The 14,298-nt window shown below is 56.8% G+C and carries 13 protein-coding genes and 1 other annotated feature; of the genes, 3 read left to right on the top strand and 10 right to left on the bottom strand.

Going from position 1 to position 14,298, the window contains the following annotated elements:
* Nucleotides 1–54: 54 nt before the first annotated feature.
* The 8 genes from hemH to SK50_RS07630 form a co-directional block, all read right to left on the bottom strand.
* Nucleotides 55–1,017 (bottom strand): ferrochelatase, encoded by a 963-nt coding sequence (gene hemH, locus SK50_RS07665; RefSeq protein WP_017383216.1) that lies wholly within the window; start codon nucleotides 1,015–1,017, stop codon nucleotides 55–57.
* A gap of 124 nt (nucleotides 1,018–1,141) precedes the next feature.
* Nucleotides 1,142–1,786: an adenylate kinase gene (gene adk, locus SK50_RS07660; RefSeq protein ID WP_006809841.1), complete on the bottom strand. Its 645-nt coding sequence runs from the start codon at nucleotides 1,784–1,786 to the stop codon at nucleotides 1,142–1,144.
* Between the two features lie 218 nt (nucleotides 1,787–2,004).
* Nucleotides 2,005–3,879, bottom strand: coding sequence for a molecular chaperone HtpG (gene htpG / locus SK50_RS07655; RefSeq protein WP_032670453.1), 1,875 nt, complete (start codon nucleotides 3,877–3,879; stop codon nucleotides 2,005–2,007).
* Nucleotides 3,880–3,989: 110 nt separating this feature from the next.
* Nucleotides 3,990–4,595: a recombination mediator RecR gene (gene recR, locus SK50_RS07650; RefSeq protein ID WP_006809843.1), complete on the bottom strand. Its 606-nt coding sequence runs from the start codon at nucleotides 4,593–4,595 to the stop codon at nucleotides 3,990–3,992.
* Nucleotides 4,595–4,927, bottom strand: a complete 333-nt coding sequence (locus SK50_RS07645; protein ID WP_003858972.1) for a YbaB/EbfC family nucleoid-associated protein — start codon at nucleotides 4,925–4,927, stop codon at nucleotides 4,595–4,597. The genes recR and SK50_RS07645 overlap by 1 nt, the downstream gene beginning before the upstream one ends.
* Nucleotides 4,928–4,980: 53 nt before the next feature.
* Entirely contained in the window at nucleotides 4,981–6,909 is a 1,929-nt protein-coding gene (gene dnaX, locus SK50_RS07640; protein ID WP_048229268.1) for a DNA polymerase III subunit gamma/tau, read from the bottom strand.
* Nucleotides 5,587–5,651, bottom strand: a sequence feature (DnaX frameshifting element). Its footprint overlaps the gene before it by 65 nt.
* Before the next feature lie 88 nt (nucleotides 6,910–6,997).
* Nucleotides 6,998–7,549, bottom strand: coding sequence for an adenine phosphoribosyltransferase (gene apt, locus SK50_RS07635; RefSeq protein ID WP_000127359.1), 552 nt, complete (start codon nucleotides 7,547–7,549; stop codon nucleotides 6,998–7,000).
* A 151-nt stretch (nucleotides 7,550–7,700) separates the two neighbouring features.
* Nucleotides 7,701–8,078: a DUF454 family protein gene (locus SK50_RS07630; RefSeq protein ID WP_048229267.1), complete on the bottom strand. Its 378-nt coding sequence runs from the start codon at nucleotides 8,076–8,078 to the stop codon at nucleotides 7,701–7,703.
* Nucleotides 8,079–8,128: 50 nt separating this feature from the next.
* On the opposite strand from SK50_RS07630, the gene priC reads away from it, so the two are divergent.
* Complete coding sequence (gene priC, locus SK50_RS07625; RefSeq protein ID WP_017383213.1) at nucleotides 8,129–8,656, top strand: primosomal replication protein N''; 528 nt, start codon at nucleotides 8,129–8,131, stop codon at nucleotides 8,654–8,656.
* A 12-nt stretch (nucleotides 8,657–8,668) separates the two neighbouring features.
* The gene (gene rsmS, locus SK50_RS07620) at nucleotides 8,669–8,845 is read left to right on the top strand and encodes a pleiotropic regulatory protein RsmS (protein ID WP_045334449.1); all 177 of its coding nucleotides are present in this window, start codon (nucleotides 8,669–8,671) and stop codon (nucleotides 8,843–8,845) included.
* Between the two features lies 1 nt (nucleotide 8,846).
* Here the strand turns inward: rsmS and mscK are convergent, their stop codons facing one another.
* Both mscK and acrR read right to left on the bottom strand, forming a co-directional pair.
* The gene (mscK, locus tag SK50_RS07615) at nucleotides 8,847–12,194 is read right to left on the bottom strand and encodes a mechanosensitive channel MscK (protein WP_048229266.1); all 3,348 of its coding nucleotides are present in this window, start codon (nucleotides 12,192–12,194) and stop codon (nucleotides 8,847–8,849) included.
* A gap of 113 nt (nucleotides 12,195–12,307) precedes the next feature.
* The gene (gene acrR, locus SK50_RS07610) at nucleotides 12,308–12,961 is read right to left on the bottom strand and encodes a multidrug efflux transporter transcriptional repressor AcrR (protein WP_015571247.1); all 654 of its coding nucleotides are present in this window, start codon (nucleotides 12,959–12,961) and stop codon (nucleotides 12,308–12,310) included.
* Between the two features lie 141 nt (nucleotides 12,962–13,102).
* Here acrR and acrA point away from each other — a divergent pair, with 141 nt between their 5' ends.
* Nucleotides 13,103–14,296 (top strand): multidrug efflux RND transporter periplasmic adaptor subunit AcrA, encoded by a 1,194-nt coding sequence (gene acrA / locus SK50_RS07605; RefSeq protein WP_017694395.1) that lies wholly within the window; start codon nucleotides 13,103–13,105, stop codon nucleotides 14,294–14,296.
* The last annotated feature ends 2 nt before the right edge of the window (nucleotides 14,297–14,298 follow it).

The following is a 14,298-nucleotide window of genomic DNA, read 5'->3' as shown; positions in this document are numbered from 1 at the left end:
CTGTGCAAAGAATACGGGCCGGGAATGGTAGCACAAACCCGGCCCGTAACGCGATCAGCGGCGGGTGGTGACCAGTGAGACCATCATGTCGATGTGTTCAGGGGAGTCGTTAAGCGCAGGAATGTATTCGTATTTCGTTCCGCCCGCCTCCATAAAGAACTCTTTGTTCTGGACAGCAATCTCTTCCAGCGTTTCCAGACAGTCCGCCGAGAAGCCCGGCGACATCACCTGAATGTGCTTCACGCCCTTCTCGCCCAGCATCTTAAGCGTTTCATCAGTATACGGGGTGAGCCACGGTTCACGGCCGAAGCGCGACTGGAAGGTCATCATCACCTTCTCAGGCGGCAGGCCGAGGGCGGAGACCAGCTCGCGGGTGGTATCGCGGCAACGCTGGGGGTAATCATCCCCTTCGTTCGCGAAACGCTGCGGAATACCGTGATAGGAGAGCAGCAGCAGATCCGGCTCGCCGTGTTTTTCAAACGACGCGCGCGCGCTGCTGGCAAGCGCCTGAATGTACAGCTCGTTATCGGCGTAGTCGCGGATAAAGGTGATACCCGGTATACGGCGGCGGGTCGCCAGAATGCGCGCCAGTTCGTCCCAGACGGCAGCTACCGTGGAGCACGAATACTGCGGATAAAGGGCCAGCACCACAATGTGTTCAACGCCCTGCGCCAGCAAAGAGTCGACGGCGCTTTCCAGGGACGGCTTACCGTAGCTCATGCCGAGCGCAACGGGCATGTCCGGCAGGCGGGCGGCCAGCGCCTTCTCCTGACGACGGCTGTACACCATCAGCGGCGAGCCCTCTTCCATCCACACGGACTGATAGAGCTTTGCCACACGCGGGGAACGAATCGGCAGAATGACGCCACGCAGCAGTGGCCACCACAGCAGTCTTGGGGTATCCACGACGCGCGTGTCGCTTAAAAATTGTCGCAGGTAGCGTTTGACCGCCGCTGGAGTAGGTGCTTCTGGGGTGCCCAGATTGGCAAGCAGGATGCCGGTTTTCGCCTGACTCATTCACGCCTCTTAACCATTTGATAGGCTGTCAATTGTAGCGGAAATGCGTTTAAACGAAACCCATTGCTGTAATAGGTAAGATGAGAATTTTTCTCACCCGGGGCTCCGGGTGAGAGAGGTGCGCTTAGCCGAGGATTTTTTCCAGCTCTGCACGTACGTCAGCCACGGCTTTGGTGCCGTCCACTTTCGCGTATTTGGTGTTACCCGCCTGCGCTTCTTTGGTGTAGTAGCCGATCAGCGGTGCGGTCATCTGATGGTATTCCACCAGGCGTTTACGCACGGTTTCTTCCTGATCGTCTTTACGGGTGGTCAGCTCTTCGCCGGTCACGTCGTCTTTGCCTTCAACCTTAGGTGGGTTGAATTTGATGTGGTAAACGCGGCCAGAAGCAGCGTGTACGCGACGGCCAACGATACGGTCAACGATCAGCTCGTCTGGTACGTCGAACTCCAGCACGTAATCCACGTTGATGCCCGCTTCTTTCATGGCGTCAGCCTGAGGAATGGTGCGCGGGAAGCCGTCCAGCAGGAAACCGTTACGGCAGTCTTCCTGAGCAATGCGCTCTTTAACCAGCGCGATAACCAGTTCGTCGGTCACCAGTTTGCCTGCGTCCATGATGTCTTTCGCTTGTTTACCCAGCTCGGAGCCAGATTTAACAGCGGCGCGCAGCATGTCACCGGTGGAGATTTGCGGAATACCGTATTTCTCCATGATGAACTGAGCCTGAGTTCCTTTACCCGCGCCCGGAGCGCCAAGCAGAATAATACGCATTGCGAAAATCCCCTCAAAAGTCGATTCAATTTTTCAAAAAGCGCTAAACAATACCACCAGAACGGGTATGGCTCAAGGAAGGCGGGAAGGCTGAAACGGTTAACGGGGGGAGATAATTTGGGAGAGTGCGGTCTGGTGCACTCACCCTAACCCTCTCCCACAGGGAGAGGGAACTCTTTCACCCTCTCCCTGTGGGAGAGGGCCGGGGTGAGGGAAGATTACGCCAGCAGCAGCGCATTCACACGTTTAATGAACAGGTTAGGATCTTCCAGCGTACCGCGCTCGGCCAGCAGGGACTGATCCAGCAGCAGTTCAACCCACTCCGCAAAGCGGGCGTCGTCCTGGGTATCCGCCGCGCGTTTCACCAGCGGGTGATCCGGATTAAGCTCAAAGATATATTTCACATCCGGCACGGCCTGGCCCGCCGCAGCGAACAGTTTCGCCATCTGGGTGCTCATTTCGTCCGCATCGGTGGTGACAATGGCTGGCGTATCGGTCAGACGGTGCGTGAAGCGCACCTCTTTCACGCGGTCGCCCAGCAGCGTTTTAACGCGCTCAACGAACGGCTCCAGCGCCTTCTCGGCTTCTTTCGCGCTGTCGTCCACTTCATCCGCCAGCTTATCGATAGACTCGTCGGCTTTGGCAACGGACTGGAAGGATTTACCGTCGAACTCGGTCAGGTAGTTCATCATCCACTCGTCGATGCGGTCAGACAGCAGCAGCACTTCGATGCCTTTCTTACGCAGCAGTTCCAGATGCGGGCTGCTCTTCGCTGCCGCATAGCTGTCGGCGGTGATGTAGTAGATCTTCTCCTGCCCTTCTTTCATGCGGGAGACGTACTCTTCCAGCGACACGGTCTGGGCGGAGGAGTCGTTGTGCGTAGAGGCGAAGCGCAGCAGTTTAGCGATAGCTTCCACGTTCGCAGTATCTTCCGCCGGACCTTCTTTCAGCACCAGGCCAAACTGTTTCCAGAAGGTCTGGTATTTTTCCGCATCGTCCTTCGCCAGTTTTTCCAGCATCTGCAACGCACGTTTGGTCAGGGCGTTGCGCAGGTTACGGGTGACGGTGCTGTCCTGAAGAATTTCACGGGAGACGTTCAGCGGCAGATCGTTGGAGTCTATCAGGCCACGCACAAAGCGCAGGTAGTTCGGCATGAACTGCTCGGCGTCGTCCATAATGAACACGCGCTGCACGTACAGCTTCAGGCCGTGCTTGTGATCGCGGTTCCACATGTCCCACGGCGCCTGCGCCGGAATGTACAGCAGGCTGGTGTACTCCTGTTTCCCTTCCACACGGTTGTGGCTCCAGGTCAGCGGATCGGTGAAGTCGTGGGCGATGTGCTTGTAAAACTCGTTGTACTCGTCGTCTTTGATTTCAGCCTTGTTGCGCGTCCACAGCGCCTGCGCCTTGTTGATTTTCTCCCAGGAAACCACGGTTTCGCCGTCTTTCTCTTCCTGTTTTTCAATCTCAACCGGCAGCGCGATATGGTCGGAATATTTGCTGATGATGGAGCGTACGCGCCAGTCGTTCAGGAAATCGTCTTCGCCTTCACGCAGGTGCAGGGTGATTTCTGTGCCGCGATCCGCTTTGGTGATGTCATCAACGGTGTATTCACCTTCACCTTTAGACTCCCACAGCACGCCGTTCTCGGCGCTGTCGCCCGCGGCGCGGGTGCGCACGGTGACTTTGTCCGCCACGATGAACGCCGAGTAGAAGCCTACGCCGAACTGACCGATCAGCTGGCTGTCTTTCGCCTGGTCAGAGCCCATGGACTCAAGGAACGCTTTGGTGCCGGATTTGGCGATGGTTCCGAGGTGGTCAATCACCTCGTCGCGGTTCATCCCGATGCCGTTATCGGCGATGGTCAGGGTGCGGTTCTCTTTATTAAACGAGACGCGCACGCGCAGCTCGCCGTCGCCTTCATACAGATCCGGGTTAGACAGCGCGCGGAAGCGCAGCTTGTCCGCCGCATCAGAGGCGTTGGAAATCAGCTCACGCAGGAAGATTTCTTTGTTGGAATACAGGGAATGGATCATCAGGTGCAGAAGCTGTTTTACTTCTGACTGGAAACCACGGGTTTCTTGTCCTTTCATCTAAGTCGACCTCAACAATGCCATTTAATGGGGTTGTAAAACGTTGAGTGAGAGATGGGGATAAGGGGAGGAATTTTCAAGCGGAGGCCGCGCGCGCAGCCTCCGTTTGGTCAGAAAATAATCTTGTGACGTCCGGCCAGCGAGTGTGACAGCGTGGTGCCGTCGACCATCTCCAGCTCACCGCCGACCGGCACGCCGTGGGCGATGCGGCTGGCGTCAACGCCGTACTGCGCGCACAGCTCGGCGATGTAGTTGGCGGTTGCCTCCCCTTCCACCGTCGGGTTGGTGGCGAGGATCACCTCTTTGATGGTTTCCGACTCCAGGCGCTGCTCCAGGCGATCGAGACCGATATCGTCCGGGCCGATGCCATCCAGCGGGGAGAGATGCCCCATCAGCACGAAATAGCGGCCGGAAAACTGCCCGGTTTGTTCGATGGCGTAGATATCCGCCGGACTCTCCACCACGCAAATCTGACCGTTTTCCTGACGACGCGGGTTCGTGCAGATGTTACATACGTCCTGCTCGGTAAAGGTCCGGCAATCCGCACAGTGACCAATTTCTGACATGGCGCGGGTCAGAGCCTGCGCCAGGCGCATCCCGCCGCTGCGGTCGCGCTGCAATAGCGTAAACGCCATACGCTGCGCCGACTTCGGGCCAACGCCCGGCAGGCAGCGCAGTGCTTCCATTAACTGCGTGAGCAGCGGACTGGTTTGCATCAGAATGGCATCTTAAAGCCCGGCGGCAGTTGCATACCGCTGGAAACAGAGGCCATTTTCTCTTTCTGGGTTTCGTCGATACGGCGAGCGGCATCGTTAAACGCGGCTGCAACCAGATCTTCCAGCATCTCTTTGTCGTCTTCGAGCAGGCTCGGGTCGATTTCAACGCGACGGCAGTTATGCGCACCGTTGATGGTCACCTTGACCAGACCGGCACCGGATTCACCCGTGACTTCCAGCTGAGCGATCTCTTCCTGCATCTTCTGCATTTTTTCCTGCATCTGCTGAGCCTGCTTCATCAGGCCACCCAGACCGCCTTTTCCACCAAACATAGGCTTCTCTCTTCTTTCACGTTAAGGATTACAACCGTAAGTCAGACTCACGATCAAATGGGGCGAATACTCTCTTCATCCAAATCGGCGTCGAAGAACCGGCGCAGGGTCTGGATGTTGTTATCCGCAATTATCGCCTCGCGCGCCTGCGCGAGCTTCTCTTCATAAATGGCCTGACGCCACTCGAGCGGCGTTTTCACCGCCGGATTATCATCTTCAATGATAGTCAATTCAACCGGTACACCCTGTAATGCGGTAAGCGCCTCGGCCAGCGCCTTTTGCGCGCCAGGGGAGTTGAGGTGCCGCTGGCCAGGGCGCAGGTGCAGACGCACCTGATTACCGTCCTGCTCTTTCCAGGCGTTCAGCGCGACCTGCTCCACCAGCTTCGGCAGTTGCAGTTTGCTGACCTCGGCGGCCCAGGCATCGCGCTCAATGGATTCTTCCGCGAGCTTCGCGGACAGCTCCGGCGTTTTTTCATGCTCCAGCGCCTTTTTCAGCGCTTTTGGCGTGGCGACTACTTCCTTGACCGTTTCAACAACGGTGGTCGCCTTCCAGCGGTATGCCTCTTCTTTCGCCGGGGCTTTTTGCTCGAGCGCGGACGGTGCCGGACGCGACTGCACGCGCTCCGTTACCGAGGCCAGTCGTTCAAGCGCGGCGTTGTTCACCGGCCGCGCTCTTGCAGGCGCTGCCGGTTCACTCTTTTTTGGTTTGGTTGCTCCCTGCGCACGTTGCAACTGGCTTCGTGCGGCAAGCACCGAACTGGTGGCATCCGACAGCGGCACGTTTTGCGGCGGCGGCGATGCCGGTTGCGGTGGCACCTGCTGCGGTGACATTACCGCGGTCGGCGCAACCGGCGCAAAGGACTGCCGGGGCGTTTCCGGCTCCGGCAATGGCTTGCGCGGATGGAAGGCCAGCGCGCGCAGCAGCGTCATTTCAACGCCCATCCGGCGATCCGGTGCAAACGGCAGCTCTTTGCGGCCAATCAGCAGCGTCTGATAATAAAGCTGAACGTCAGCCGGCGGCACGGTGCGCGCAAGTTCACGCATCCGCTGTTCAATGGTCGCCATGTCCGCGCCAATGGCCGACGGAGACAGTTGCAGCATCGCCACGCGGTGCAGCAGGCTGAGCATCTCGACAAGCAGCGCTTCCCACTCAATGCCACGGGCAGCGGCGTCGTTGACGAGGGTCATTACCCGCTCACCGTTGGCGGCAATCATCGCTTCAATAAGCGACAGCGCCTGATCGTCATCCAGCGTGCCGAGCATAGTACTGACCGCGTCGGTGGAGAGTTTACCGTCACCGCTGGCAATCGCCTGATCGGTCAGGCTCAACGCATCGCGCAGGCTGCCGTCCGCGGCACGGGCCAGCAGTTGCAGCGCACGCGGCTCGTGGACAATGCTCTCTTCATCGAGGATATGCTCAAGCTGAGCGCGGATCTGCTCAACGTCGAGCGCCTTCAGATGGAATTGCAGGCAGCGCGAGAGGATCGTGACCGGCAGCTTTTGCGGATCGGTGGTCGCCAGCAGGAATTTGACATGCGCAGGCGGCTCTTCCAGCGTTTTCAGCAGGGCGTTGAAGCTGTGGCGCGACAGCATGTGCACTTCATCGATCAGATAGACCTTGAAGCGGCCGCGCGCCGGGGCGTACTGCACGTTGTCGAGCAGATCGCGGGTATCTTCCACTTTGGTGCGCGAGGCGGCGTCGATCTCAATCAGATCGACAAAACGCCCCTGCTCGATCTCACGACAGTTGTCGCACACGCCGCACGGGGTGGCGGTGATCCCGGTTTCGCAGTTCAGACCTTTTGCCAGCAGACGGGCAATAGAGGTTTTACCGACGCCGCGGGTGCCGGAAAAAAGATAGGCGTGATGGATGCGACCTAGCGACAAGCCGTTCGCCAGGGCCGTCAGCACATGTTCCTGACCGACAACGTCAGCAAAGGTTTGTGGTCGCCATTTACGGGCTAACACCTGATAACTCATGGGCAGGCTCTGCAACGCTGGAAGGTGAATTAATGGAGGGGAATGCTATCACAACCTCACCCATTGAGCGAGGTTGTGAGATACGGGATTAATGTCCCGGGAATGGCACCAGGCTGTAGCTGGTAATACCCTGTTTTTCCAGGCGCTGCTCGCCGCCGAGATCGAACAGGTTGATGATGAATGCCGCGTCGGTCACTTCCCCGCCCAGACGACGGATCAGCTTCACGGTCGCTTCGATGGTGCCGCCGGTTGCCAGCAGATCGTCCACCACCAGCACTTTGTCGCCTGGCTTGATGGCATCAACGTGAATTTCCAGCTGATCGGTGCCGTATTCCAGCTCATAGCTCTCAGCAATGGTTTCACGCGGCAGTTTGCGCGGCTTACGCACCGGCACAAAACCCACGCCCATCGCCAGCGCAACCGGTGCGCCAAACAGGAAGCCACGGGCTTCAGTACCTACTACTTTGGTGATCCCGGCGTTTTTATAACGCTCAACCAGCAGTTCAATGCTGAGGGCGTACGCTTTCGGGTCTTCCAGCAAGCTGGTGACATCGCGGAAAAGAATGCCAGGTTTTGGATAGTCCTGGATACTTTTGATGCTATTTTTCAGATATTCAAGCTGCTGTGCAGTTGCGGTCATCGGTTTGTGCCTAAATGAAACAGTGTTACTCACGGCGCGCGACGAGTCGGTCAAAGTAACAGTTGTTTAACCTTTGACCAGGCGCACCTGTGCTCGAAAACGGTCGAATTTACTGGCTGTGCGCCATAATTGCAACCGCCATGATGAGGCTTCAGTGCTTTTGTTGCTTTTCATCAACCACGGGGATCCGCCACATAAAGATCAGCAGGCAAACTAGGATCGCCAGCAGCAGAATGCGCACCCACATCATTTTCACCAGCCATAACGAGACGGCGAAGGTGATCAGGATGAAGGCAATGGCGCGCGGCTTAGCCCCGGGCGGCATGGCCCGGTGTTTTTGCCAGTGCCGCAGGTAGCCGCCAAACCACGAGCGGTACAGAAGCCAGTGGTGAAAACGCGGCGACGAGCGGGCGAAGCACCAGACGGCCAACAGGATAAACGGGGTGGTCGGCAGCAAGGGTAAAACCACACCCAGCGTGCCCAGCACTACCGCGAGCCAGCCAATGATGATTAAAATAGTACGCTGCATAATGCGAATCGTTATCAAACTGAACGGCTACTTTACCACTGGAGAGCGCCTTGAAAACAGCACTGCTTCTTGAGAGGCTGCAAAATCAGCTGATCGCGCTGCGGGCGCAGGCCACGCCGTTGATGGGCCACGCCACGCTGAAACCGCGCTTTGACCGACAGCTCTTCCGCACCCGCAGCACCGTCATTGAGGATTATCTTGCTGAAGCGCAGACCAATCTCGACGAGCTTCGTCACGCGGTTGAGAGTGAACAGCAGGAACAGGTCGCGTGGCTTGCGGAGCATCTTACCGAGCAGATCACCGCCCTGCACCGGGAAATCGCCGCCTGGCCGTTACGGGCGTGGGACAGCGCCTCGCCGGGACTCGGAAAATGGCAGCGCAAGCGGCTGGAGAACCAGGAGTTTGAGCGCCGTCTGTTTGAGATGAAGCGCGAGCGCGAAGCCCGCCTGAACACCAGCGAAACGCTGGAAGAGCAGCAGTTATTAATGCGTGAAATCAGCGCGCTGGAAGGCCGCATCGTCCGCTGCCGTCAGGCGCTGGATGAGATTGAACGCGTCATTGAACGCCTGACCCGTTAACAGGAGCCACTGATGTCACTGGAAAATGCCCCCGACGAGGTCAAGCTGGCCGTCGATTTAATTATGCTGCTGGAGAATCACGCGATCCCGGCGGAGACGGTGCTGAAAGCGCTGGAGATTGTGCGACGAGATTTTGAGGGGAAACTTCCCCCTCACCCTACCCTCTCCCCAGAGGGGAGAGGGAAATAGATTAGGCGGGAGTAGGGTCGTCCCCCTTAATCTCGCGCTTCACTTCCGTATGCTCATCGCCTTTCTCGTTGCGCAGATGAACCTCAAGCTGGTTAAAGGCGATATTAATATCGTTTTCACGACACAGACGGTCAATGGTGCGGTTCAGCTCATCGACGGTGTAGCTGCGATCGCGCAGTTCGCGTACGTACAGGCGCAGCTCATGATCCAAAGTGCTCGGCCCGAAGGTGGTGAAGAATACCGCTGGCGCAGGATCGTGCATCACTTTTGGATGGTCGGCTGCCGCCTTCAGCAGTACCTCTTTCACCTTGTCCAGATCCGAGCCATAGGCCACCCCGAGTCGGATCACCACGCGAGTGGTGGTATCCGAGAGCGACCAGTTGATCAGGCGCTCGGTCACAAAGGCTTTGTTCGGGATGATCACTTCTTTACGATCGAAGTCGGTAATGGTGGTCGCACGAATGCGGATCTTGCTGACGGTCCCGGAGAAGGTGCCGATGGTGACGGTATCGCCGATACGCACCGGACGTTCGAACAGGATAATCAGGCCAGAAACAAAGTTACCGAAGATCTCCTGCAAGCCGAAGCCGAGACCCACCGACAACGCTGCCGCCAGCCACTGAAGTTTATCCCACGAGACGCCCAGCGAGCCGAATACCGTCATCGCCCCGACAATAATAATGACGTAGTTCAGGATGGTAGTAATGGCATACGACGCCCCCTGACGCAGGTTCAGCCTTGAGAGCACCAGCACTTCCAGCAGACCCGGCAGGTTGCGGATCAACGCCCAGGCAACCACTGACGACACCAGCGCAAAGAGCAGGCTGCCCATAGTGACGCTTTTCATGACCGCAGCGCCCGCTTCGGTACCGTTGTATTGCCAGAGGGTGATACTGTCGAGGTAGGCGAAGACGGTAATTAAATCAGACCAGATGGCCCAGAACATCACCGCAAACAGGGCGATCATCACCAGCATGGTAATACGCATCGTTTGCTGGTTAACCTGCTCCAGAGCAATGGTCGGCTCTTCCTGCGGCTCTGCCCCTTCAGCCCCCTCTTTCACCTGATGCTGCCGACGGGCAACAGCACGACGATAAGCAATGCGGCGCGCCGCCACGCTCAAACCACGCAGCACGGTCTGGAACAGCAGGTTCCATACAATCACCAGATAAACCGTTTCGATCCAGCGGCCTGACAGACGCAGCGTGGTATAGAAGTAACCCGTTGCCGTCAGCACCATCAGCGCCAGCGGAATGATCGCCAGCACCGTTACGGTAGCCAGACGAAGATTGTGGGACTCTTTATCCCGCCAGCTGTCGCGGCACATCGGCCACATCAGGACGGCAATCAGCAGCAGGTTCAGCAGAATGACGATCTGGCCCAGTACGTCATCCATCAGATGCAGCGGCGAAAGCTCGGCCACAACGGACCAGAAGTGCAGCGGCAGCAGCGCGAGGCTGATACGCACAATCTGGCGACGCCAGTGGCTGGTCAGTTGAGCTGGCATGTTGAAATGACGTACCGCTACGCCATCTTTTTCCAGCACTTTCCAGCACAGACCAAACACCAGCCAGAACAGCGCCAGCTTCTTGCTGAACGCCCACAGCAGATCACTGATATTCAGCTGCATGGTCAGCAGGATCAGGCCCACGGCGAGTATCAACAGGCAGACCGGCAGAGCACGGATCAGATCGATCAGGATCGCTTTCGGGGTGTGCAGCTGGCTGTCGTTACGCAGTTGCCCCACTTCCGAGGCCAGCTTCGCCTGGTACTGTTTCAGCCATTTCAAACGCCAGCGTATGACGCCAGCGATGAGCAGCAAAGGCAGCCCCGTCAGGAAGGCAATCATCACCGCAGGCCAGGCTTTCTCCCAGTTCACGGTAATTTTCATGCTTTTGATCTGGGATTTCAGCGTTTCCGGGAAAGATTTAAACCAGTCCCAGTCCATGGGTTTATTGCTGTTCACCCAGAAAATCTGCTGGGTCAGGATCTCCTGGAGGCTTTTAGAAACGCTCACCAGCTGCTGCTGGTTGATTTGCAGGTTAATCGCCATCATCAGCTGGTTGCCCAGCTGCTTGTTAAGCTGATCGAGCAATTCGCGGCGCATGTCCACCACCTGCAACAGCGCGTCGTGAACTTCAGCGTTCACTTCACCTGAATGGCCCTCTTCCACTTTGGCAACGAAGGTATCGCTCTGGAATAGCGCATCGCGCTGCTGGTTAACGTCAAACTGTTCAAGACGCAAATCCGCAATGCGGTTGGTCATGTCTTCCAGCTCGTCGGCGGACGGCAGCGTCTGCTGTTGCTGGTAGAGAATGCGCGACAGCAGCAGGCTGCCCTTCAGGACGGCAATCTGCTCCTTGACGTTGCGCTCGGCCTGCAAAGCGCGATCCAGCCAGTTTTTGACCTTAATATTCTGCTGCACCAGCGCGCTGCCGTTTTCAGTCGCCTGAATCAGACGCTCGCTCAGCTGCTGGTTAATCTCCAGCTCCTGCTTCACCAGCGGGTTGGCCTGAATACGGGCCGTCTCGTCTGGCGAAACCGCTTCTTGCGCCGTTTTTTCAGTCAGCGTCAGGCGCTTGCTGTTCACCGCTTCCTGCAACAGCTGAAGCTGATGCTCAAGCCGGTTGATATTCGCGGTCACGTAGTCACGCTGTTTTTGCAGCGCATCCTGTAGCACCGTGTTGCCTTCCAGGCTCTTACGCTGCTGTTCAATCTCCGCGTTTAGCAGCGTCTGCTGGATGTTCAGCAGCGTTTGCTGGGTGGGACGAAGCGCCCCTTCCCCCACGGTGATGCCATTCAGACGGTTACGTATCTGCTGTAGCTGTTGCGACGCCGAGTACATGGCGTTCTGCACACGCTCAGGCTGGGTTTGCAGCGAAACCAGCTGGCTGTTGTAGGTTGAGAGATCGGATTGCGCCGTTTGCAGATCGTCCAGCAGCTGCGCCACGCGCGACTCAAGCTGGCGCAACGACAGCGTGGCAAGCGTTTTTCGGGTTTCATCGTCGTTATCGACGTCGCTGAGCGCACTCAGCGCCTCCGTTGCCTTACGCATGTTCTCCGGCGCCTGAGCGACCTTCTGCCGTAGCTGGGCCGTTTCGGCTTTGATGCGATCGATCTTGTCCAGCGTTTCCAGGGTTTCCGTCAGATCCTGCTGAACGAGTTTTTCCTGGGCGGAGAGATCTTTTTGCTTATTCAGGGTGTCGAGTTGCGACTGAACATCAGCACGCGTGGGAATGTCACTGCCGTTGTCTGCACGGGCCCATGAAAGCGGCGCGGCTGCAAAGTAAAACAGCAGGATCAAAAACAGGGCCAGAACAGGATGTTGCGAGCGATTGATGTGCAGCATAGTTGTGAATGTGATGTGAGAAATGACCGGAAATAGTCGGGCATGAAGGATATCACGCCCGGCTGAAGCAGAATAGTACGACGGAAAGGGTCTACGATTTTTCCCATGCCCGATCAGGCAGAGCGCGGGCTAAGTTTACTTTGAAGGGTCGGACAGAGCTGGCACATCTCAAGAAAAATTTCGACGTAGCTGCGCGCCTCTGATCTGAGATCGAACGACTCCGGAGCAAAAAGCCAGTTTTCCATCAGGCCGGAAATATAGCTGCGCATCAGGATCGCCGCCCGGCGGGTGAGTAATGTGGCAGGAAGCATTTTGGCCTGCATGCACTCCGTGAGGACCTGTTCGATGCGATCGTAGCTTTCCAGACACAGGTCGCGCTGCGCCTGTTGAACCACCGCCATTTCACCAACGAACTCACATTTATGGAAGATGATTTCCATCATCAGACGACGACGCTCTTCAACAACCGTCGCTTCAAGGATATATACTAGAATTTCTCTTAACACTGAGAGTGGATCGTGAGGGAATTTTGCCCGATACTCACTCTCAAGATCGCTAATGCTGGACTCTGAAAGCTCCCAGATTTCACCAAACAGATCGGACTTGTCTTTGAAATGCCAGTAAATCGCTCCCCGCGTGACGCCCGCGGCCTGAGCAATCTGTGCCAGCGAGGTTGCCGAAACACCCTGCTGTGAGAACAAACGCATTGCCACATCCAGAATGTGTTGTCGGGTTTCCAGCGCTTGTTGTTTGGTTTTTCGTGCCATACGTTGATGAATTTACAGGAGTCAGATTTACATACATTTATGAATGTATGTACCATAGCATGACGATAATATAAACGCAGCAATGGGTTTTTAGACTCAGGACCCTTGATCAATTTGAAATCGGACACTCGAGGTTTACATATGAACAAAAACAGAGGGTTAACGCCTCTGGCGGTCGTTCTGATGCTCTCAGGCAGCTTAGCGCTTACAGGATGTGACGACAAACAGGCTCAACAAGGAGCTCAGCAGGTGCCAGAAGTTGGCGTCGTGACGCTCAAATCCGAACCTCTCCAGATGACAACAGAACTACCGGGCCGCACCAGCGCCTACCGCATTGCGGAAGTGCGTCCGCAGGTGAGCGGTATCATCCTGAAACGTAACTTCACCGAAGGCGGTGATGTCAAGGCAGGCGAGTCTCTGTATCAGATTGATCCAGCAACCTATCAGGCGTCTTATGAGAGCGCTAAGGGCGATCTGGCCAAAGCCGAAGCGGCAGCCAAAATCTCGCAGCTGACGTTGAATCGTTACAAGAAACTGCTCGGCACGCAGTACATCAGCCAACAGGATTACGATTCTGCCCTGGCCGATGCACAGCAAGCCAACGCAGCCGTTGTGGCGGCGAAAGCGGCGGTAGAAACCGCGCGTATTAACCTGGCCTACACCAAAGTGACCTCCCCTATCAGCGGTCGCATTGGTAAATCAGCCGTCACCGAAGGTGCGCTGGTGCAGAACGGTCAAACCAACGCGCTGGCCACCGTGCAGCAGCTCGACCCGATCTACGTTGACGTCACCCAGTCCAGCAACGATTTCCTGCGTCTCAAACAGGAGCTGGCTAACGGCACCCTGAAACAGGAAAACGGTAAAGCCAAAGTGGAACTGGTTACCAACGACGGTATCAAGTTCTCACAGACTGGCACACTGGAATTTTCTGATGTGACCGTCGATCAGACCACCGGCTCTATCACCATCCGGGCCATTTTCCCCAATCCGGATAAAACCCTGCTGCCCGGTATGTTCGTACGCGCCCGTCTTGAGGAAGGGACTAACCCAAGCGCCATTCTGGTTCCTCAGCAAGGTGTGACCCGTACGCCACGCGGTGATGCGAGCGCACTGGTTGTGGGTGCCGATAACAAAGTCGAAACACGCAATATCACTGCAACGCAGGCGATTGGCGACAAGTGGCTGGTAACGGAAGGTCTGAAAGATGGCGATCGCGTAATTATTACTGGTTTGCAAAAAGTTCGTCCTGGTGCGCAGGTCAAAGCTCAGGAAGTGAAATCTGACGACAAACAACAAGCGTCGGCCGCTGGCCAGTCAGAACAAACCAAGTCTTAACT

Source organism: Enterobacter sp. BWH64, assembly GCF_001037645.1.
GTDB classification, from domain to species: domain Bacteria; phylum Pseudomonadota; class Gammaproteobacteria; order Enterobacterales; family Enterobacteriaceae; genus Enterobacter; species Enterobacter hormaechei_C.
This window is presented reverse-complemented; position numbering and strand designations above follow the sequence as displayed.

What these genes read in the sequence shown, in the direction of transcription:
- dnaX (WP_048229268.1), bottom strand. Translation starts at nt 6,909, where the DNA reads ATGAGTTATCAGGTGTTAGCCCGTAAATGGCGACCACAAACCTTTGCT.
- acrR (WP_015571247.1), bottom strand. Translation starts at nt 12,961, where the DNA reads ATGGCACGAAAAACCAAACAACAAGCGCTGGAAACCCGACAACACATT.
- recR (WP_006809843.1), bottom strand. Translation starts at nt 4,595, where the DNA reads ATGCAAACCAGTCCGCTGCTCACGCAGTTAATGGAAGCACTGCGCTGC.
- hemH (WP_017383216.1), bottom strand. Translation starts at nt 1,017, where the DNA reads ATGAGTCAGGCGAAAACCGGCATCCTGCTTGCCAATCTGGGCACCCCA.
- SK50_RS07630 (WP_048229267.1), bottom strand. Translation starts at nt 8,078, where the DNA reads ATGCAGCGTACTATTTTAATCATCATTGGCTGGCTCGCGGTAGTGCTG.
- adk (WP_006809841.1), bottom strand. Translation starts at nt 1,786, where the DNA reads ATGCGTATTATTCTGCTTGGCGCTCCGGGCGCGGGTAAAGGAACTCAG.
- mscK (WP_048229266.1), bottom strand. Translation starts at nt 12,194, where the DNA reads ATGCTGCACATCAATCGCTCGCAACATCCTGTTCTGGCCCTGTTTTTG.
- rsmS (WP_045334449.1), top strand. Translation starts at nt 8,669, where the DNA reads ATGTCACTGGAAAATGCCCCCGACGAGGTCAAGCTGGCCGTCGATTTA.
- apt (WP_000127359.1), bottom strand. Translation starts at nt 7,549, where the DNA reads ATGACCGCAACTGCACAGCAGCTTGAATATCTGAAAAATAGCATCAAA.
- SK50_RS07645 (WP_003858972.1), bottom strand. Translation starts at nt 4,927, where the DNA reads ATGTTTGGTGGAAAAGGCGGTCTGGGTGGCCTGATGAAGCAGGCTCAG.
- acrA (WP_017694395.1), top strand. Translation starts at nt 13,103, where the DNA reads ATGAACAAAAACAGAGGGTTAACGCCTCTGGCGGTCGTTCTGATGCTC.
- htpG (WP_032670453.1), bottom strand. Translation starts at nt 3,879, where the DNA reads ATGAAAGGACAAGAAACCCGTGGTTTCCAGTCAGAAGTAAAACAGCTT.